The organism is Candidatus Accumulibacter sp. ACC007 (assembly GCF_907163205.1).
In the GTDB taxonomy this organism is placed as follows: Bacteria; Pseudomonadota; Gammaproteobacteria; order Burkholderiales; family Rhodocyclaceae; genus Accumulibacter; species Accumulibacter regalis.
The window spans coordinates 61,053-77,643 of the sequence record NZ_CAJQUD010000013.1; the positions used below are offsets into that span (position 1 = coordinate 61,053).

The 16,591-nt window shown below is 64.3% G+C and carries 14 protein-coding genes and 1 pseudogene; 10 read left to right on the forward strand and 5 right to left on the reverse strand.

The window, feature by feature from the left end; all coding sequences use genetic code 11:
- The first annotated feature begins 92 nt into the window (after positions 1 to 92).
- Genes QZ634_RS21185 through QZ634_RS21195 form a run of 3 tightly spaced genes read left to right on the forward strand, consistent with a single transcriptional unit; the run spans position 93 to position 3,075 of the window.
- Positions 93 to 974, forward strand: coding sequence for a toll/interleukin-1 receptor domain-containing protein (locus QZ634_RS21185; RefSeq protein ID WP_291991443.1), 882 nt, complete (start codon positions 93 to 95; stop codon positions 972 to 974).
- On the forward strand, positions 971 to 2,251 hold the full coding sequence (locus QZ634_RS21190; protein WP_291991444.1) for an OmpA family protein: 1,281 nt from the start codon (positions 971 to 973) through the stop codon (positions 2,249 to 2,251). Before QZ634_RS21185 ends, QZ634_RS21190 begins: the two co-directional genes overlap by 4 nt.
- A gap of 56 nt (positions 2,252 to 2,307) precedes the next feature.
- Positions 2,308 to 3,075, forward strand: a complete 768-nt coding sequence (locus tag QZ634_RS21195; protein WP_291991445.1) for a lytic transglycosylase domain-containing protein — start codon at positions 2,308 to 2,310, stop codon at positions 3,073 to 3,075.
- 9 nt (positions 3,076 to 3,084) lie between these two features.
- Here the strand turns inward: QZ634_RS21195 and QZ634_RS21200 are convergent, their stop codons facing one another.
- Genes QZ634_RS21200 through QZ634_RS21220 form a run of 5 tightly spaced genes read right to left on the reverse strand, consistent with a single transcriptional unit; the run spans position 3,085 to position 11,943 of the window.
- A complete protein-coding gene (locus tag QZ634_RS21200; RefSeq protein WP_291991446.1) occupies positions 3,085 to 4,560 on the reverse strand; it encodes a c-type cytochrome in 1,476 nt (491 codons plus the stop codon).
- 10 nt (positions 4,561 to 4,570) lie between these two features.
- Positions 4,571 to 6,088 (reverse strand): cytochrome c, encoded by a 1,518-nt coding sequence (locus QZ634_RS21205; RefSeq protein ID WP_291989271.1) that lies wholly within the window; start codon positions 6,086 to 6,088, stop codon positions 4,571 to 4,573.
- A 24-nt stretch (positions 6,089 to 6,112) separates the two neighbouring features.
- The gene (locus QZ634_RS21210) at positions 6,113 to 8,320 is read right to left on the reverse strand and encodes a hypothetical protein (RefSeq protein ID WP_291989270.1); all 2,208 of its coding nucleotides are present in this window, start codon (positions 8,318 to 8,320) and stop codon (positions 6,113 to 6,115) included.
- A gap of 31 nt (positions 8,321 to 8,351) precedes the next feature.
- Positions 8,352 to 9,302, reverse strand: coding sequence for a hypothetical protein (locus tag QZ634_RS21215; protein ID WP_291989269.1), 951 nt, complete (start codon positions 9,300 to 9,302; stop codon positions 8,352 to 8,354).
- Positions 9,303 to 9,321: 19 nt separating this feature from the next.
- A complete protein-coding gene (locus QZ634_RS21220) occupies positions 9,322 to 11,943 on the reverse strand; it encodes a cytochrome c (protein ID WP_291989268.1) in 2,622 nt (873 codons plus the stop codon).
- 432 nt (positions 11,944 to 12,375) lie between these two features.
- On the opposite strand from QZ634_RS21220, the gene QZ634_RS21225 reads away from it, so the two are divergent.
- The 7 genes and pseudogenes from QZ634_RS21225 (at position 12,376) to QZ634_RS21250 (ending at position 15,346) form a co-directional block, all read left to right on the forward strand.
- The gene (locus tag QZ634_RS21225) at positions 12,376 to 12,873 is read left to right on the forward strand and encodes a hypothetical protein (RefSeq protein WP_291991447.1); all 498 of its coding nucleotides are present in this window, start codon (positions 12,376 to 12,378) and stop codon (positions 12,871 to 12,873) included.
- Positions 12,870 to 13,679, forward strand: coding sequence for a cache domain-containing protein (locus QZ634_RS21230; protein WP_291991448.1), 810 nt, complete (start codon positions 12,870 to 12,872; stop codon positions 13,677 to 13,679). The genes QZ634_RS21225 and QZ634_RS21230 overlap by 4 nt, the downstream gene beginning before the upstream one ends.
- On the forward strand, positions 13,606 to 14,496 hold the full coding sequence (locus QZ634_RS21235; protein WP_291991449.1) for a GAF domain-containing protein: 891 nt from the start codon (positions 13,606 to 13,608) through the stop codon (positions 14,494 to 14,496). Before QZ634_RS21230 ends, QZ634_RS21235 begins: the two co-directional genes overlap by 74 nt.
- Positions 14,480 to 14,677 carry a PAS domain S-box protein gene (locus tag QZ634_RS21620; RefSeq protein WP_366145436.1) on the forward strand — a complete coding sequence of 66 codons (198 nt, stop codon included), beginning with the start codon at positions 14,480 to 14,482 and terminating at the stop codon, positions 14,675 to 14,677. The genes QZ634_RS21235 and QZ634_RS21620 overlap by 17 nt, the downstream gene beginning before the upstream one ends.
- Positions 14,590 to 14,772, forward strand: a pseudogene (locus QZ634_RS21240) (PAS domain-containing protein); the annotation flags it as partial. The gene QZ634_RS21620 and the pseudogene QZ634_RS21240, both read left to right, overlap by 88 nt.
- Before the next feature lie 21 nt (positions 14,773 to 14,793).
- Complete coding sequence (locus QZ634_RS21245) at positions 14,794 to 14,994, forward strand: diguanylate cyclase (protein ID WP_291991453.1); 201 nt, start codon at positions 14,794 to 14,796, stop codon at positions 14,992 to 14,994.
- A 55-nt stretch (positions 14,995 to 15,049) separates the two neighbouring features.
- Positions 15,050 to 15,346: a hypothetical protein gene (locus QZ634_RS21250; protein WP_291991450.1), complete on the forward strand. Its 297-nt coding sequence runs from the start codon at positions 15,050 to 15,052 to the stop codon at positions 15,344 to 15,346.
- The last annotated feature ends 1,245 nt before the right edge of the window (positions 15,347 to 16,591 follow it).

Here is a 16,591-nt window from a genome sequence, read left to right on the forward strand (position 1 = left end):
ACCACTTCCAGCGTTTCATCTGCTTTATTGCCTCGTCCTCGGCGGGGTAGATCGGCAGCAGGGTGTTTTGCCGTCTTCAGGACTGGCTGCTCATGAAGAATGACGTTTTTCTCAGTTACGCCGAAGAGGATCGCGCGCTGGCAGCCCAGATCGCGGCGGCGCTGGCCGCCCGTGGCTGGTCGGTCTGGTGGGATCGCCAAATACCGCCGGGGAAAACCTGGCGGCAGACGATCGAGGATGCCATCAGCGGAATGGGCTGCATGGTGGTGTTATGGTCCACGCACTCGATACAGAGTCCCTGGGTCCAGGAAGAGGCCGAGGAAGGCCTGGCTCTGGCGCGCCTGGTACCGGTGTTGATCGAAAGCGTTCGCCCGCCGATGGGCTTTCGCAGCATTCAGGCTTGTGACTTGCGTCAGCGGGACGGAGAAATGACGTCGGCAGCGGGCTTCCAGCAGCTGCTCGTGGCCATCGAAGCGCTCGTCGGGGTTGCATCGAGCCAGGTCCCGGCAGGCATCCGGCAGGATAGGGAAAGCACCGCCACAGAGACTCGGCAAGCGCCGGGAGAGCCGGAAAGAGGCCACCGAATGGCCTTCATTCTGGTCGCTTGCGCGGTGGCCCTGGCGGCGGCCATCGTTCATTACGCCTTGCCTGACCCTTCGTCGAATACCCGTGAGGCAGTTGTTGTGCCCGCGACGCTTCCCCGCTCATCGTCGCCGGTGGACGCACCGATCAATGCCGAGTTGGCCGCTCCCGGCACATTGCCGTCGGCAACGGCCCCCTCAGCCGCGCCGCCCGAGCCCAGGAAGGTCGTTGCCGCAGCGACGGCGCGGCCGGCCACGGCCGCGACCCGGCAAACACAGAGCATCAAGGAGCCGCGCTCACCGACGCTCAGCATACGCTGCGCGGCGATACGCGATCGACGCGACCTTGGTGATCCCGTAAGCCCCTCGGAACTGAAGGAGTGTCGATTATGAAGCCGCCCATTCCATCCGCTGTCCGGCTGCCTGCCCTGGCCCTGCTGGCCCTGCTGGCGCTGGTGCTCGCCGCTTGCAGCGAGCTTCATCGCCCTGGTGACTCCTCGGCAACGCCGACTTCGCCATCGGCAACGGCAGGTCCCGCGGCCGCGCCGGCAGCCCCGATAAAGGTCTTGCCGCATGGCGATGCCGTGTTGGCGGCAGCCAATGCTCTTTTTACCAACACCAGACTCGCCGAGGGCGCCAACCGGGTGAACGTGGTTATCGACCCCCTGGTCGATGGCGTTACCGGCGAGCAATCCACTGCCACGGTGGCCATGGGGCAACGCATCAGCGAGCTGGCGAGGAGCCGCTTTCCGCAGTTCAATATTCAGCCCTTCCAGGCGGACACTCTGGCGGCAAGCCCGTTGGTGCTGGTCGGTACCTTCACGCCGGTAAACAGCGAAGGGAAAAGCGAAGGCGATCGTGAGGCCTTTCGCATCTGCCTGGCGCTGGCCGACCTCAAGACGGGCAAGATCGTCGGCAAGGGTGTGGCGCGATCACAGATTCGCGGGGTCAACACCACGCCCACGCCATACTTCCGCGACAGTCCGGCGTGGGCCAAGGATCCGCGGATCGACGGCTACATCCGTACCTGCCAGGGCAGCAAGGCGGGCGATCCGATTCCGCCCGCCTACCTGGACGGCCTGTTGACCGCGAGCATCGTCAGCGAGGCCATTCAGGCCTACAACAGCGGGCGCTATCGCGACGCGCTCGAGCGTTATGAGGCCGCTGCCGCCAGCCCCGCCGGCGTGCAGTTGCGTGTTCTCAATGGACTCTACCTGGTGCGTAGCCGGCTCGGACCCAAAGCCGCTGCCGAGCAGGCGTTCACGCAATTGGTGGATTTCGGACTTGACACCCAGCACCTGGCCATGAAGTTTCTCTTCCGGCCGGGCAGCACGGCGTTCGTCACCGATTCGCCCCTGTCGCGCTCTTACGGAGAGTGGTTGCGTATAATTGCCCAGCGCAGTACCGTCAAGGACGCGTGTCTCGAAGTTTCCGGCCACACCAGCCGCACCGGTCCCGCGCCACTCAATGAGAGGCTTTCCCAGTTGCGGGCGGAATTCGTGCGCAACAAGCTGATCGACGCTTCGCCAGCGCTCGCCACCAGGACGCTGGCGGTCGGCATGGGCTTCAGCCAGCCGCTGGTCGGTACCGGACGCGACGACGCCAGCGATGCGCTCGACCGCCGAGTGGTGTTCAGCGTGATCGCTTGTCAAGGTGCCGGCGGGAAGTAAAGCGCCAACCCTACCAACGTCCCGTGCACCTGGCACGGGAAAGGCTCAGCTACCGCATGCAGATCAACCGTTTTCTTCTCGCGCTTTCACTCAGCCTCGTCGCCGCAAGTGCCCAGGCGAGTATCTATGGTTACGTCGACGAGCAGGGCGTCGCGCATCTGGCCACCGAGAAGATCGATTCGCGCTACAAGTTGTTTTCACGCGGCAATGCTCTGCAGCCGTCGTCAGCGCTGGCCATCGAAGAGGAAAGGCCTGAACTGTCGCGCTATTTTTCTCAGCATCCAAACCTGAAGAAGTTCGAACCCCTGCTGAAAGCGGCAGGCAAGGACTTCGCCGTCGAATCCGCCTTGCTCAAGGCAGTCATGGCTGCGGAGTCGGGCTTCAATCCGGAAGCGATCTCCCCCAAGGGCGCCATCGGCCTGATGCAGATCATGCCGGCGACGGCCGAGCGTTATGGCTTGCGCGGCGACAGGAAGAAGACCCTCGAAGAGAAGCTGACCGACCCGGAAATCAACATCCGTCTGGGTGCGCGTTACCTGCGTGACCTTCAGCGCATGTTTCCAGATCAGCAACATCTGGTGCTCGCTTCGTACAACGCCGGCGAAGGCGCCGTACAGCAGTACAAGAACACCATCCCGCCTTATCCCGAAACCCGCAACTACGTGCAGCTGGTCACCCAGATCTACCAGTTGTATCAACCTCGGGCAGCGATACCAAGGATCAACGCCGGCGTCGTCACCAGCGCTGGAGCAAAGGACAAGCGCCTTCGCCTGACCATTCCCGGGCAGGCGGCGCCAGCGGCAAAGGCGGCCAGGGTCAATTAAACCCGCGCCTCACAAGGTCTTCAAGTACTCCACCAGCGCGTCCTTGTCGGCCGCTGACAAGCCCGTCCCGAACTCATGCCCCTGGCTGCTGCCGGCCTTGCCGCGGGTGTCGAGCCGGGTGCCGACGCGCTGCGCCGCCGGCGTATCGGTCACGAAACCGACCTTGGTCTGGTCGTAGACGTCGTAGCCGCGCCAGAAAACCGTCGGCCGCTGTGCCGCCGGTTCCAACAGATCGCGCAGCGTCGGCACCGAGCCGTTGTGCAGGTACGGCGCCTTCAGCCAGATGCCGTCGAGGAAGGGGGTGACGTAGCCGATCAGGTCTTCCTCGACCAGGCCGCGGCGTTCGAGTCCCATCTCCTTGACCACCTGGTTGGCCTTGATCGCCGCGCCCTTGTTCCAGGAGTCGAGGCGGCCGCGGTCGGTGCCGACTTCGGCGAGCGGCAGCGGCCGGCCGGTGAGTTCGCCGGCGTGGCAGCTGGCACAGTGGGCGTCGAACAGCGTCTTGCCCTCGGCCACCTTTGCTGAATCGATGGCGAAGGGGTACTTCGGTGGCGGTAGTTCGGAGAGATAGCTGTGCAGCCACTGCACCTGCTCGACGAAGTCCTTTTTGTCGGCTGGCGCGGCGCCGAGCAGGCCGAGGGCCGAGTCCATGATCACCGAGTAGGCGTCGCTGCTGTCACCGGCGTAGTTCATGCGCTGGCCCTTGTCCCAGGCGTACTTCTTGAGGTTCCACACCGAGGGCATGTCGGTGGGGCCAAAGGTATCGTCCATCGGGGCGCCGATCATGAAGTACTTGGTGAGGTTCATCGCGTCGTCTCGACCACGTCCCCAGTCGGGGAAGTCGGGGCGATAGATCCAGGCGAACTGTTGCTCGCGTTCGAGCAGGCGCTTCCTGGTGATCGGGATGACGAAGAAGCGGTAGAGGACCTGGTCGATGATGTCGAGATCGGTGACGCGATTGATTTCGGCCATCAGGATGTCGGCGTTGAAGCGCGGGTCCTTGGCGCAGTCGATCAGATAGCGGAAAAAGCCTTCGACGTTGGTGGTGTGCGCCGGTCCGCCGACGACGAAGACCGGCGTGGAGTCGGGCGACTCCCGGTAGCTGGTCGTGTGGCAGACGGCGCAATTGTTCGCCACGCGTGGAAAACCGATGGTTTTCTTGCTGAAGCCGGCCGGCAGTTCCTGGCCCTCTTCCCAGGGAACACCGAGCGAGGCGTAGCCACCGGGAAGCACCTTGCCGTCCTGCGTCAGCTTTTCGGGAAAGACGCGCGGCAGGACGTAGAAGATCCAGTAGGGGATGCCGGCGTCGTGCTCGGCGCCGATCGATCCGTACTTGAAGCGTGTCTCGAAATCGGCGGTCACCCAGTCAGGTTGCGGGTGTTCGCGGAAGCCACGGTCCCAGGCGATCCAACCGCCAATGACCACGGCGACGATGATCACCACGCCGATGGCGCGGAACCAGGTTCTGCAGGATCGCATGCTCATCGTGGGCTCCTCAGAAGGTCTTCATGAATTCGACCAGCGCGGTCTTTTCGTCGGCACTCAGCTCGGTGCCGTAGGCCTTGCCCTCGTGGCCGCCGTTGCCGTTGCCGGGGACCGCGGTGTCGAGAAGGAAGAACGGCTGACCGTTGCCCTGCGCCTGCTCCGAGACGAAGCCGACCTTGACCGGGTCATAGACGTCGTTGCCGCGATAGAAAGTCGCGGGGCGCACGGCAGCGGGTTCGAGCAGGTCGCGCAGGCTGGGCACCGAGCCGTTGTGCAGGTAGGGCGCGCGCAGCCAGATGCCGTCGAGCGGCATGTTGGCGTAGCCGAAGGTCTTGCGGAAATGGGTGAACCGCCACGGGTAGCCGGCGTAGAGCGTCGCCTGGTTCACCGCCAGCGTGTAGGAGTAGGAATCGAGGCGTCGCCGGTCGGTGCCGATCTCGGCCAGCGGCGTCACCTTGCCGACCAGCTCGCCGCTGAAGTCGCTGCCCGAGGCGCCGTGGCAGCCGGCGCAGTAGGCCTTGTAGATCGGCGCGCCGCGCAATGCCAGTCCGGCGTCGACCGGGAAGAACTGGCTGAAGCTGGGCGGTGAGACATCGAGAATCCAGTCCTCGACGCGGCCGATACGTTCCAGGTCGATGGTCGGCGGCGTCGTGCCGGTGCCAAAGGCGGCGCTCTTGTTGCGCTCCTCGACGGTGGTGTTGTTGCCGTCCCAGTGCAGCTGCATCTCGTGCGGCTCTTTGCGCTGGCGTTGCCGCCACAGCGAGGGAAAATCGGCCGGCGCGTCGAACTCGTCGGGGTCGAGATGGGCCATCGGGAAGTTGAAGATCACTTTCGCCGAGTTGAAGGTGTCGACGCGTCCGGGCCCCCATTCGCGCTGCTTGAAGACCCAGTCGAAGCGCCCGGCGAGCGCCAGCACGCGGTCGCGCATGATGGCGATGGCCACCGGATAGACGATGTAGCGGTCGAGCAGGTCGAGTTGTCCACCCTGGCGTTCAATCTCCGGCAGGATGAATTCCTTGGCGAACTTCGGGTCGGCGGCGCAGCGGAAGAAGAACTCCTCGAAGCCCTTCATGTTGAAGGTCGCTGCCGGCATGCCGAGGACGATCGTCGGCGGCTGGTCGGCTGCCGTGCGCACAGTGCTCGTGTGGCAGACGGCACAGTTGACGAAGACACGGTCGATTCCCTGGTAGCGGCGCTGCGAGGTGCCGATCGGCAGGTCGCGGTCGCTGCCGTCGGCGTTCTTCTCGAAAACCATTCCCAGCGACTGGTAGCCCTTGCCGGGCAGGTATTGCGGGCAGACATTGGGCAGCGCACGCCAGATCCAGTAGGGGAAGCCCATCTCGTGCTCGCCACCGGTGGACCCGTACTTGAAGTGTTCGGTCGGGCTGGCATAATCCACCGCCACGTCACCGGCAAAGCGCTGGACCAACCAGATGACGACCAGCAGCGGCAAGACGACGGTGACGATGAAGAGAATGATGAAGCGTCGCTTCCAGGGGCTTCTTGCGGCTGCTTGCGGTTCGTTCATGCTGTGTTCCCCTTTTTCTCGTTCTCAGTGCGCTGGCAGGCACGGACGCAAAGCCTCGTAGCCGCCAGCCAGCAGGGTTGCGAGTTGCGGTGGGCGACCCGTCTCGGCGCGTAACCATTGCGTCACCTGAGCGAGCATGGCGGCGCGCACCGGGCTGCTGCGCCATGCTTGGGCGTCGCTGGCAAAAGCCGGCAACATGCTTTCCGGTGGCATTGGCGTCTTGGCGCGCTGCGCTGGCGCCAGGTCGGCCATTGCCAGACGGACGTAGAGGCGTTGGGCGCAGTGGCGGAGGCTGGCGCCGACTTCCGCCGGAGGGCCGTGCAGGAAATTCGGCGGAAAGGTTTCGGCGCTCTGGTGGCAGGCGGCACAGTAGGGTTGAAAGCCACGCAGGAGCGGATCACCGCTGCTGCCCGGCGCCTGTCCCGGCGCGACGGCGATTACTTCCAGCTGCGCTGGCGGCAGGTGCTCGGCGGCCGCGCAGCAGGGCGCCGCGGCCGGCGCGCCGAGTTCGGCGAACAGCGCCGAAAAAAGCAGCCGGCGCGGGAAGGGATCGGGTCCGAAAAGAGTCGCGGCTTGCGGACCGGTGGCGAGGCGGTCGATGGCCTGCTGCACGATGGCGAAATCCTCGCGGATTTCCAGCGTCGCTTCGCCGTCGACCAGCCCATCGCCGCCAGGGGTGGCGCCAGTGCCGGTGGCCAAGGTAGCTTCACTGCGACGAATGGCGATCGAGTGGATCACGTTGGCGGCGGCGTTTCTCGCCGGCAGCCCGTCTGCGCGTGGTGACAAGGTCGCGCCGGCTGCGTTCGCCGCAGTGAGAAGGGTCAGTTCCACATCATTCAGGGCGCTGCCGCCAGGCAGCGCCAGCCTTGCCAGCCGACCGCCACTCGGCCTTCCGGCATGCACCGACAGCGTTCCGGCGAGCAGGGTGCCATCCGCCGCGGAGCAGCGCAGCGACCAGCGCGAAGCGACTCTGGTGTCGATCCGGCAGGGAGCGCTGAGGCGCTGTGCCGCCAGTGGAGCCGATGGAGTGGGTGGTGTCAGCCGCTCCAGCGCACTCGCCAATTGGCGCCGGTCAGGGTCGGCGACGAACTCCGCCAGGCCGGCCACCAGCTGCCGCAGCGCGTCCGCAGCGTCGGGCCGCCAGAGCGCCCCGGGTGGACGCGGCAGGAGTGGATCGAAGCGCGCCTGCACCTCCGACAAAGCCACGCGAGCGGCCGCGTCTGCAGGCCAACTGCTCGTCCCCTGCAGGGGGTTGCGGTTGGGAATGTCGGGATTGCCGCTGGCCAGTCCGCCTGGCCAGCGGCGCCGCGCCTGCGCGCGCAGCGGCTGGTCGACCGAGCGCTCGAAACGGGCATCGGGCGTCCACGTCTGACCGCCGGCGAGGGCGTGCCGCAAGGCGGCCGCAAACAGACCCGCACGGCAGCCTTGCGCCTCGGCGCTATTGCCGCCGCAGCCTTCGCGCCACAGGCGCTGGGTGAGGGCAAAGCCGTTGGCGCGCTCACTGGCGTTGTCGATGGCGTAGGGAACGTCGATGCCGCGCTCGGGGGGAATGCCATAGAAGCTCTGGCCGCTGGCCAGCAGCGCTGCGGCGACCTTGGCGTTGGCGTTGGTCTCGTCCCATAGAGCGCGCGAAAAGATCGGCGCGCCGTTCTGGTGGCAGGCGAAGCAGATCGTCCGGTTGGCGTAGGCCAGACGCGGCTTGCCGCCGGCACGGTAATCCTTGAGCAACAGGAACTCGAAGCGGCCGGCAGGCTCGTTGTAGCTGATGATTTCGACGACCGCCGACTTTTCCTGGTAGCCAAGGTAGAGGCGATCCTTGAGCAGCGGCACATCGCCCGCTATCGGCGGGCTGTCGACGGCGACCACCACGCGGGGAGAGGCGAAGTAGTCGGGGGCGGCGGCTGTCCGCTGCAGCGAGCGGCCCAGCGGAATCAGGACGCGCTTGGCCGGTGGCAGTGGGCTGGCCGGATCGCGCTGGAGCTGGGCGTCGATGCGCGCGAGCAGAGCCTCGAAAGGAAACGGCACTTCTATCTCTGCCGCAACACCGCGCCGCACGGCAAACATCTGCTCGAAGAGCGAACGCCCGTGGCCGGGCAGATGCTCGCCGGGATCGGCCGGATCGACCACCGGCAGCGGCAGCGCTTCAGTCGCCCGCACCGGCATGGCGCAGATCGCTGCGGACCCCGCAGCGAGGCCGAGCAGGATCGCCAGCGAGGTTGCGGACAAGCGCATCGTCAGCCTCCATGCCCCGGGCGCGCCTTGCTCAGGGCTTGGCGGGCTTGGCGGGCGCAGCAGCGATGACGCTGCGTTGCTGCGTTCCCGGCCAGCAGTCTTCCTGCACCTTGCCGGTAGCAACGAAATTTGCCCGCGCCTTGTCGTCGGTGTCCTTGTCGTAGAGCGTGAAGTTGAGCGCGAAACCACGGTCCAGATAGGCGCGGCCAAGGTAGAAGCCGGGACGGATCATGCGGATCTCGTCGCGCACCTTGAGGCCTCGCCGACCGGCGAGATAGTCGGGGCTTTCCTGGTAACCGGCGATTTCGTCGCTAAAGAAGTAGTCGATGATGATCGATTCGCGCCGCGAGTCGAGCAGGCTCTGGCCGCAGTAAAGCTTGGCCGGGAAGAGCAGCCAGGTCTCCTTGCCAGCGTAGTTCATTTTCTTCGGATCGCCTTCGACCAGGCCGACCTTCTTGAGCAGCGACAGATCCTCGATGCGGTTGCGCAGCACGCCCTCGTCGCGGAAGAAAACCTTGCCGCGCCAGAGCACTTCGCCGATTTCCTCGACGACCAGCCCCTTGAGGTGCAGGACGGTGCCTCCGAAGCCACCGACCAGCTCGGAAAGCCGGAACTTGCCGCTGCTTCCGCGCGGCAGGAGAATGCGGCCCTCGAAAGCACCATCCGGGATCGGGCCGGCAGTCAGGCGGGCGTAGATCTGATCGATCTGCTCCTCGTCGAGCGTCGCCAGGTAGTCGGGTGTGATCTTGGCCAGTTCGGCCGGCGGAATCGGGAACTTGTAGTCCACCTGCGCCAGGCTCATTTTCGTTTGGTAGCTCTTGGCGTAGGGCGCGAAAGTAATCTCCGGGGGTTCGGGCTTGCTGCACGACGCCACGCCGAGGGCGGCGAGGGCGGCGAGGGCGATACGGGCAATCCGACCGAAACGTACTCCGCCAGGCAGCGAATCCAGGCAACTCGGGGTCAAGGTGTGCGGCAGTCGCATGATGTGATCTCCCGTTTCCTTACAGCGTGGCGAGGAAAGCGGTGAGCGCTTTCTTGTCGGCCTCGGAAAGGTCCTCGCCGAAGCGGTGACCCTGATTCTCGATCTCCTCGGTGCACGTCTGGTAATTGGCACTGATGAAATCGCGTTGCTCGCGCAGAATGTCGACGAAGCGCGACGGATTCTTGATGATCTCGTCGGCGATCGTCTGCAGCGTCGGCAGAAGGCTCGCCTTGCCAACTGCTTCGAGCCGGTCCGGGTGGCGCTTGGCGAGGAAGAGGTCGCCGATCAGCTGTTTGTGCATCAGTCCATTCAGGAAACCGGCGCTGGTGCCGGCCGGGATCTTCACCTGCCCGAAACCGAACAGCGGCTTCTCGGTCTTGCCGTCGAGCGGACGGATGCCGACATCGATGAGCAGATCGGCGTTGGTCAGCGTTCGTTTGCTGCCTCTCTCCTTCGGGTGGAGAAGTTCGAACATCGACAGCTTGTAGAGGTCGAAGCGGCCCTCGACGCTGGGATCGTAGCGCAGGCAGTCGGGCTGTTGGGCGAGCAACTGGCCGCCGCTGTCGATATAGCGTGCGCGGTGGAAATCGTTGGCCTTGTTCGCCGGCTTGCCACAGATTTCCGGCCCGATGGCGTTGTTGTGCATGAATGGCGCGGTCGCCCAGATATTGACCAGCGAGACGTTGCGCATGTAGCCACGACCGGCGTCCTTGAGTTCGTCGCGTTCCGGAATGTCGGCGACCACCGGGCGCTCACGCAGCGTGTCCGATGCGGATTCCATGTACAGGTTTCCTGCCTTGTGGTTGGAGTGCAGCGAGCGGCAACGGAAAGTGCCGACTTCAGTCACCGGTGTCGCCTGATCGTTACCCAGGAAATCCGCCCTGATCTTGCGCGGATGCGCTTCGCTGGCGGCGGCGAAATCGCGGTTATTGAACGAGCCACCTTCGCTCTCTGGAATGCTCGAATGGCAGCGTGCGCAGTTTTCGGCGAAAACGAGCTGGCCGCGGCCCACGGCACCGGCACCGAATTCGGTTTCCAGGTCGCGGACCAGATCGGCACGGCTGTAAGCCAGGCTACTTGTTCCCGCCTGGCGAACGTTGGCCAGCGCTGCGTAGAGGTCGGCCTGGTCCGACTCGGCCGAGGCAAAGAAGTCGAGCACGTTCTGCAGCCGGTCCTCGACGGCCCGGAAGTTCGGGCAATCGCGCCGGCACTGGCCGATATCGAAGGGCGTCTGCCCGAAACCACGTTGCTCCGGATCCACCTCGCGCATGTCGGCGAGGTGATTGACCCAGCACTGCTCGGAGCACGAGCCAATGTTGAAGTACACGCGCTGGATCGCCTCCAGCGCACCGGTCGAATCCTCGCCGCCCTTCAGGATGTGATGGACGCCGGGCAGGACCACTTTCTTGCCGCCCAGGTTGACCGGCGTGACGTCGTCGTTGCGGGTGCTGCGCTGCCAGCACTTGCCGTCGCGACCCGGCTCGCACCAGCACTTGCTCTCGTCGCTCTCGCTTCCGCAGCTCGCCGCCTTGCGCCATTTGGTCACCACCTCGCCCTTGAAAACCGGCCGCTGGGCGACATTGATCAGCGCGTTGATGGTCCCCGGATTGTTGACCTGGTCGTGCGAAATCGCCGAAGTGTCGGTAACACCGGGACGGGCGTGCGCGAACATCTGATACTCCAGGCTGCTCATCGGCAGGCCCGAGCCGAGCAGTTCGGACATCCGCGTGTATTGATTGCCGATCAGTCCCTTGATGTTCTCCCACCTGGGATGCGCCGGGTCGGCGGGCGGGTTGAGCGGGTCGAAGGCGATATGGCAGGAGCCGCAGGAGGTGCCGATAAGGAAGGGCGGCTCCACGGAGCCGTCGGCAAGCCGGCTCACCCGCTGGTCCGATTCGATGCCGGTCTTGGCGATGAGCGGGCTGTCAAAGCCCGACCAGCTGCCTGACTCACCGTTCAGCGCCTGCCACTTCGCGGCGTCGAAGCGCGGGTTGGGAAACTTGCGAATTCCCAGTGCACCGGTCGAGGTGCCGAACTTCAGATCGCAGGCCGAGTGCCGCTGATCCACCTTGCCGCCCTGACTGTGCGGGTCGTCCGGGTCGAGGGCCGCGTCCTTGAGGCCGCAGGCCGGGTCGACGTAGCCGGGCTTGCCGACGTACTTCAGGAGCACGTCGTCGCCAGGGCACCAGTCGAAGCCGTAGGTTTCCGCGGCTGACTTGGCCGGGCAGTCTGGGTCGCCCGGCTTGCAGCACGAGGGGTCGTTGATGATTCCCCAGGCCCAGAAACGATCGTCGCGCTGGTCGGCACGCAAGACGCGGAACCAGTCGACCAGGACGCCAATGCGCTGCTGAAAGGTATAGGTATGGAAGCGGTCGTTGCCGGCAGTGGCCTTGAACCAGATCAGCCGTCCGACGCATTCCGATTCACTGAGTCCTTCGCGGGCGCAGGCTTCGTGATACGGAGCATCCTGATCGATGATCGACGCTTCCGGAAGCGCTTGCGCGGAAGCGGCGGCAACCAGGCCTGCTGGCGCGCCTTGCGCATGTGCATCGCCGATATTGACACTGCGCTGGTGGAAAACGCCAACACCAGTGCCGAGAATGAGTGTGGCCACAAGAGCGGCAAACAGATTACGTTTCATGCGTTCTCTCCTGACGGGCACAAATAGCTTGAAACCCCAAAGGCGGTAAACTCGACGGCAGTGTCGTCGCCGGCAGGGCAGTATCTGTTCGGGTGTCAGCCCTGTCAAGCGCTGGCACTTTCCGCGTCGCACAGATTTCAGTCACCGATTGTGCGCCAAGCACGCTTGTTAAATGATCGCGCTAGCGTTCCAGCGAGCGAAGGTGACCGATGCCGGTTTGGCAGTCGCTGAGCAAGGTGGTTCCGCGCGCCAATGCGACCGGCACGCCTCCGCTGCCCGGTTATTGGCATGCAAGAAGGAACTGCCGCCAGTATCAGCGACAGGCCGGCACTGGCAATGCGCGTTGTCGCTGACGAGAAACCATACTCGGAAAAAATATATTAAGCTTCCGCATCGTGACTTCCGCAGGATTATCGACTGCGTGCAAACTGAATGAACTGGACTCGCCTTCAACGGAGCTCGCTCAAGACGAGAATCACTCTGTTTACGCTGGCCATTTTTCTGATCGGCATCTGGTCACTGGCTTTTTACAGCAGTCGGATGCTGCTCAAGGACATGGAGCGCGTATTGGGTGACCAGCAGTTGTCGACGGTTTCCCTGCTCGCCGACGAGCTGAATCACGAATTGGGCGACCGCCTGGCGTTTCTGGCCAGAGTTGCCAGCCGAGTCACTCCGGCGATGCTGACCGATAGCACGGCCTTGCCGGCGCTCCTGGCGCAGAGCCTGATTCCGGAAGACGAGCCGTTCAACGGCGGTATCATTGCGCATCGACTCGACGGTACGGCTGTTGCCGAATTTCCTCCCCCATCAGGGCGGCTGAGTGTCAATTACATGGACATCGACAGCATCGCGGCTGCGCTGCAGGAGGGAAAATCGACCATCAGCCGGCCGGTGATGGGAAAGCAGCTACCGGTGCCCGTTTTGGCATGACCGTACCCATTCGAGAACCCGGTGGCAAAGTCATTGGCGCCGTAAGTGGCGTCGTCAATCTGGCCCTGGCGAGTTTTCTCGACCGTTTTACCGACAGCCGCTACGGCAGGACGGGGGGTTACCTTCTCGTTGCGTCGCATGACCGGCAGATCATCACCGCTACCGACAGGAACCAGGTCATCGGCCACCTGCCGCCGCCAGGCGTCGATCCGACCGTCGATCGCCTGGTCGTAGGTTCCGAGGGCCCCACCGTCGCTGTCACCAGCGGCGGCTCCGAAGTCCTCACCTCGGCCAAGCGAATTCCCGTTTCCGGCTGGGAGATGGTGGCAGTGCTTCCGACCGCCGAAGCCTTTGCGCCGATTCACGGCATGCAGCAGCGCATGCTCCTGGCTGCATTACTCCTCTCCATGCTGGCCGCCGCCGCGACCTGGTGGATATTGGGCCGCGAGCTTGCCCCGATGCTTTCTGCTGCGAAAATGCTGTCCAGCCTGTCGGAGAGCCAACGGCCCCCGCCGTTGCTGCCCATCGCCCACGAGGACGAAGTCGGCGAACTGATTGCCGGCTTCAATTCCCTCCTGAAAACCCTGGGAAGTCGGGAGAAAGCAGTACAGGAAAGTGAAGCCTTCAAGAACGTCATCCTCAATTCCATGGCTGCCGAAATCGTCGTTCTCGACCGTCACGGGGGTCATCCGAGCGGTCAACAAGCGCTGGCGGCGGTTTCATGGGAAAACCGTGCAAAGTCCGGACAACTGCCGGCGAATACGAGATCGCGGGAATTACCTCGATTTTTGCGACCTCGACGCTGAGGTCCAGGACGACGAAGCCAGTAACGCCCGGCGCGGGATCGAGTCGGTTCTTGAGCGCCGTTTGCCCTCCTTCAGCCTCGAATACGCCTGCCACTCGGCGCAGGAACGGCGCTGGTTCACGATGGCCGTCATGCCTCTGGGGACCGACCTCGAGAGCGGCGTGGTGATCACCCATACCGACATCACGGCCCTCAAACGAGCCGAGCAATACGAGCAGTTTCGCAGCCGCATTCTGCAACTACTGGCCGAAGGCGAGCTGTTGCGTGGCCTTCTCGAAGCGCTGGCGCAGGGCGTCGAGGAGCTCAATCCGGGAATGCTGTGCAGCATTCTCCTGGTGGACAATGAAGGCATGCGCCTCACCACCGGCGCGGCACCGAGCCTGCCCGAGGCCTTCAACGCGGCCGTCAACGGCATGAAAATCCGCGCCGGAGCCGGTTCCTGCGGAACGGCCGCGTTCACCGGTCAGCGGGTCATCGTCGAAGACATCGCCAGCCATCGCTACTGGGAGCGCGCCCGGGAGCTGGCGGCCAGCGCCGGGCTTGGCTCGTGCTGGTCGGAACCGATTCGTTCATCCTCTGGCAAGGTTCTCGGCACCTTCGCCCTCTATCATCGGCACGCGCACAGCCCGAGCGCAGCGCATATCGAGCTGATCGAGCAGTCCGCCCGTCTGGCCAGCATCGCCATCGAGCGAAATCTCGCCGCCGAGCGGTTGCGTACCAGCGAGGCGCATTTCCGCCTGCCTGACCGAGAATATTTCCGACATTGTCTGGCGACAGGACCGCGATCATCGCTTCACCTATATCAGCCCGGCGGATGAACGCTTGCGCGGCTACCGGGCCGAGGAGGTGATCGGGCGGCACGTGACCGAGGTGTTGACCGACGAGGGAATCGCCATTCTCAGGCGAAAGCAAGAATGCGCGCAGAAGCCGAGCGGCGCGGCGCAAGAACCAGGATCAGCCGCTTCGAACTGCCGCAGCGCTGCCGGGACGGCAGGCTGATCTGGCTGGAGGTCCTGTCCACTCCCGAACGCGACGCGCGCGGCGCGATCATTGGCTATTACGGCGTCAGCCGGGAAATCACCGAACGCAAGCACGCCGAGGAGAAGGTTCGCCAACTGGCGTTTCATGATTCCGCTGACGGCGCTGCCCAACCGGCGCTGCTCGACGACCGTCTGAACCAGACCATGGCCGCAAGTTCGCGGCTACCCTGCCACGGCGCGGTGATGTTCGTCGACCTGGACAACTTCAAGCCCCTGAACGATGCGCATGGGCACGTCTTGGCGATATCCTCCTGGTCGAGGCTGCGGCGCGGCTGAAGAGCTGTGTCCGCGAGGTGGACACGGTCGCCCGCCTTTGGCGGCGAACGAGTTCGTGGGTGATGATCAGCGAGCTCGCTGCGGACAGGACCGAGATCATGGAGAAAGCCGCCATCATCGCGAAAAGATTCGCCTTGCCCTTCTGGAAGAATATCGACTGACCCTCAAGTCCGACGCGAAGGCCGGAACGACGCTCACCCACCAGTCCTCGGCGAGCATTGGCCGTCGCTCTGTTCATCGGTATGAAGCCAGCCGCGACGAGATCCTGCAGTGGGCCGACTGCGCAATGTATGAGGCGAAGCAGGCAGGGCGGAATTTCATTCGCTTTCACGACGGGGGGCAGCGCGGCTGAAAGCCTGCCCGCCGGCGACGCTGCGGCCGTGAAGGGAAGCGCCGATCCGGCCGTGGGTCCAGCGTGCTTTACGGGCGGGACGCCGATGAAAAGCGGAGCGACAAGGGATTCGCTACCGGCGTCTGGGTCTAGAATGGGCGCTTTGCCAGACTGCGACCCGTTCACCATGATCCGTACCCGCTTTGCGCCTTCCCGACCGGTTTCCTGCACATTGCGCGGCGCCCGCACCGCGCTGTTCTCGTGGGCCTACGCTCGCCACCACGGCGGCGCTTCATCCTGCGCATCGAGGATACCGACATGGCGAGTTCGACGCCGGAAGCCGTTGCAGGCGATGTATGACGGTATGCACACACGGTGGGAATCGAACACGACGAAGACGCTACGTTTCTACCAGACACGGCGCAGGCGCATAGTACCAGAACGTGAGCGGAGAGATGCTCCGCGACGGCACGGCTAACCATTGCTAAACTGGATGACCCGACATGACGTCCGCCCACTCTAGGCCCCCCCCCCTCTGAGCGGAGGTAGAAGCGCGCACAAGGGTGAAGGCGCGCTACAACGGCGCATGGCGGCTTGAACCGGGACAGGTCCGGCCGCCGCCCGATGCGTATCGCCACCGTGCGGTTACGTAATCAGGGAGGACGGCGTCGTCGACGGGGACGCAAACCGGGTCAAGGGGCCGCCGTATCGAGATACGCCAACGACGAACGCGACGATTGGTCATCGCCCGTGCGATGGCCCGCGAGTAAACTTCTGTGTCGTCTTTGATGATTTCGATATGGGCAGTACGCACTGTCATCGCGGACGATGACCACGTCAATAAACGACACCAGGGCAGATCAACATTTTGCGCGGGCGCTGTGGCGTAGACCGGTGCGCTCTATGCCACCCCTGTGATGTCCTTGGGCGACGGATGGGCAAAAAAATCTGTCCAAGAGCCCCACGGTGCGGTCAGAGTCATTGAAGTACGACGGACGAAGGCTATCTGCCGGAACGCCGTGCTACTATGGGAGGCCTGGGTGGTCGCACACGGACGACTGACGAGATCTCTCGATGCGCAGTTCTGCGCGTGGTTAGACCGTGACAACATCACCCGTCGGCGGCCGGCAGTTAGTTCAATACGAAGAAACTCAATGGCGCAATGCGCAATCTCAAGCGCGCCGAGCCGGAGCGACTGGCGGCATTGGTGCGCCGGTCTGCAGGCGCGCGTGGCGTGCCGGTCCAGCGCGACGCCTTCGCTGCCAG

What these genes read in the sequence shown, in the direction of transcription:
- QZ634_RS21215 (WP_291989269.1), bottom strand. Translation starts at nt 9,302, where the DNA reads ATGCGACTGCCGCACACCTTGACCCCGAGTTGCCTGGATTCGCTGCCT.
- QZ634_RS21220 (WP_291989268.1), bottom strand. Translation starts at nt 11,943, where the DNA reads ATGAAACGTAATCTGTTTGCCGCTCTTGTGGCCACACTCATTCTCGGC.
- QZ634_RS21230 (WP_291991448.1), top strand. Translation starts at nt 12,870, where the DNA reads ATGACCGTACCCATTCGAGAACCCGGTGGCAAAGTCATTGGCGCCGTA.
- QZ634_RS21225 (WP_291991447.1), top strand. Translation starts at nt 12,376, where the DNA reads ATGAACTGGACTCGCCTTCAACGGAGCTCGCTCAAGACGAGAATCACT.
- QZ634_RS21195 (WP_291991445.1), top strand. Translation starts at nt 2,308, where the DNA reads ATGCAGATCAACCGTTTTCTTCTCGCGCTTTCACTCAGCCTCGTCGCC.
- QZ634_RS21205 (WP_291989271.1), bottom strand. Translation starts at nt 6,088, where the DNA reads ATGAACGAACCGCAAGCAGCCGCAAGAAGCCCCTGGAAGCGACGCTTC.
- QZ634_RS21200 (WP_291991446.1), bottom strand. Translation starts at nt 4,560, where the DNA reads ATGAGCATGCGATCCTGCAGAACCTGGTTCCGCGCCATCGGCGTGGTG.
- QZ634_RS21185 (WP_291991443.1), top strand. Translation starts at nt 93, where the DNA reads ATGAAGAATGACGTTTTTCTCAGTTACGCCGAAGAGGATCGCGCGCTG.
- QZ634_RS21190 (WP_291991444.1), top strand. Translation starts at nt 971, where the DNA reads ATGAAGCCGCCCATTCCATCCGCTGTCCGGCTGCCTGCCCTGGCCCTG.
- QZ634_RS21210 (WP_291989270.1), bottom strand. Translation starts at nt 8,320, where the DNA reads ATGCGCTTGTCCGCAACCTCGCTGGCGATCCTGCTCGGCCTCGCTGCG.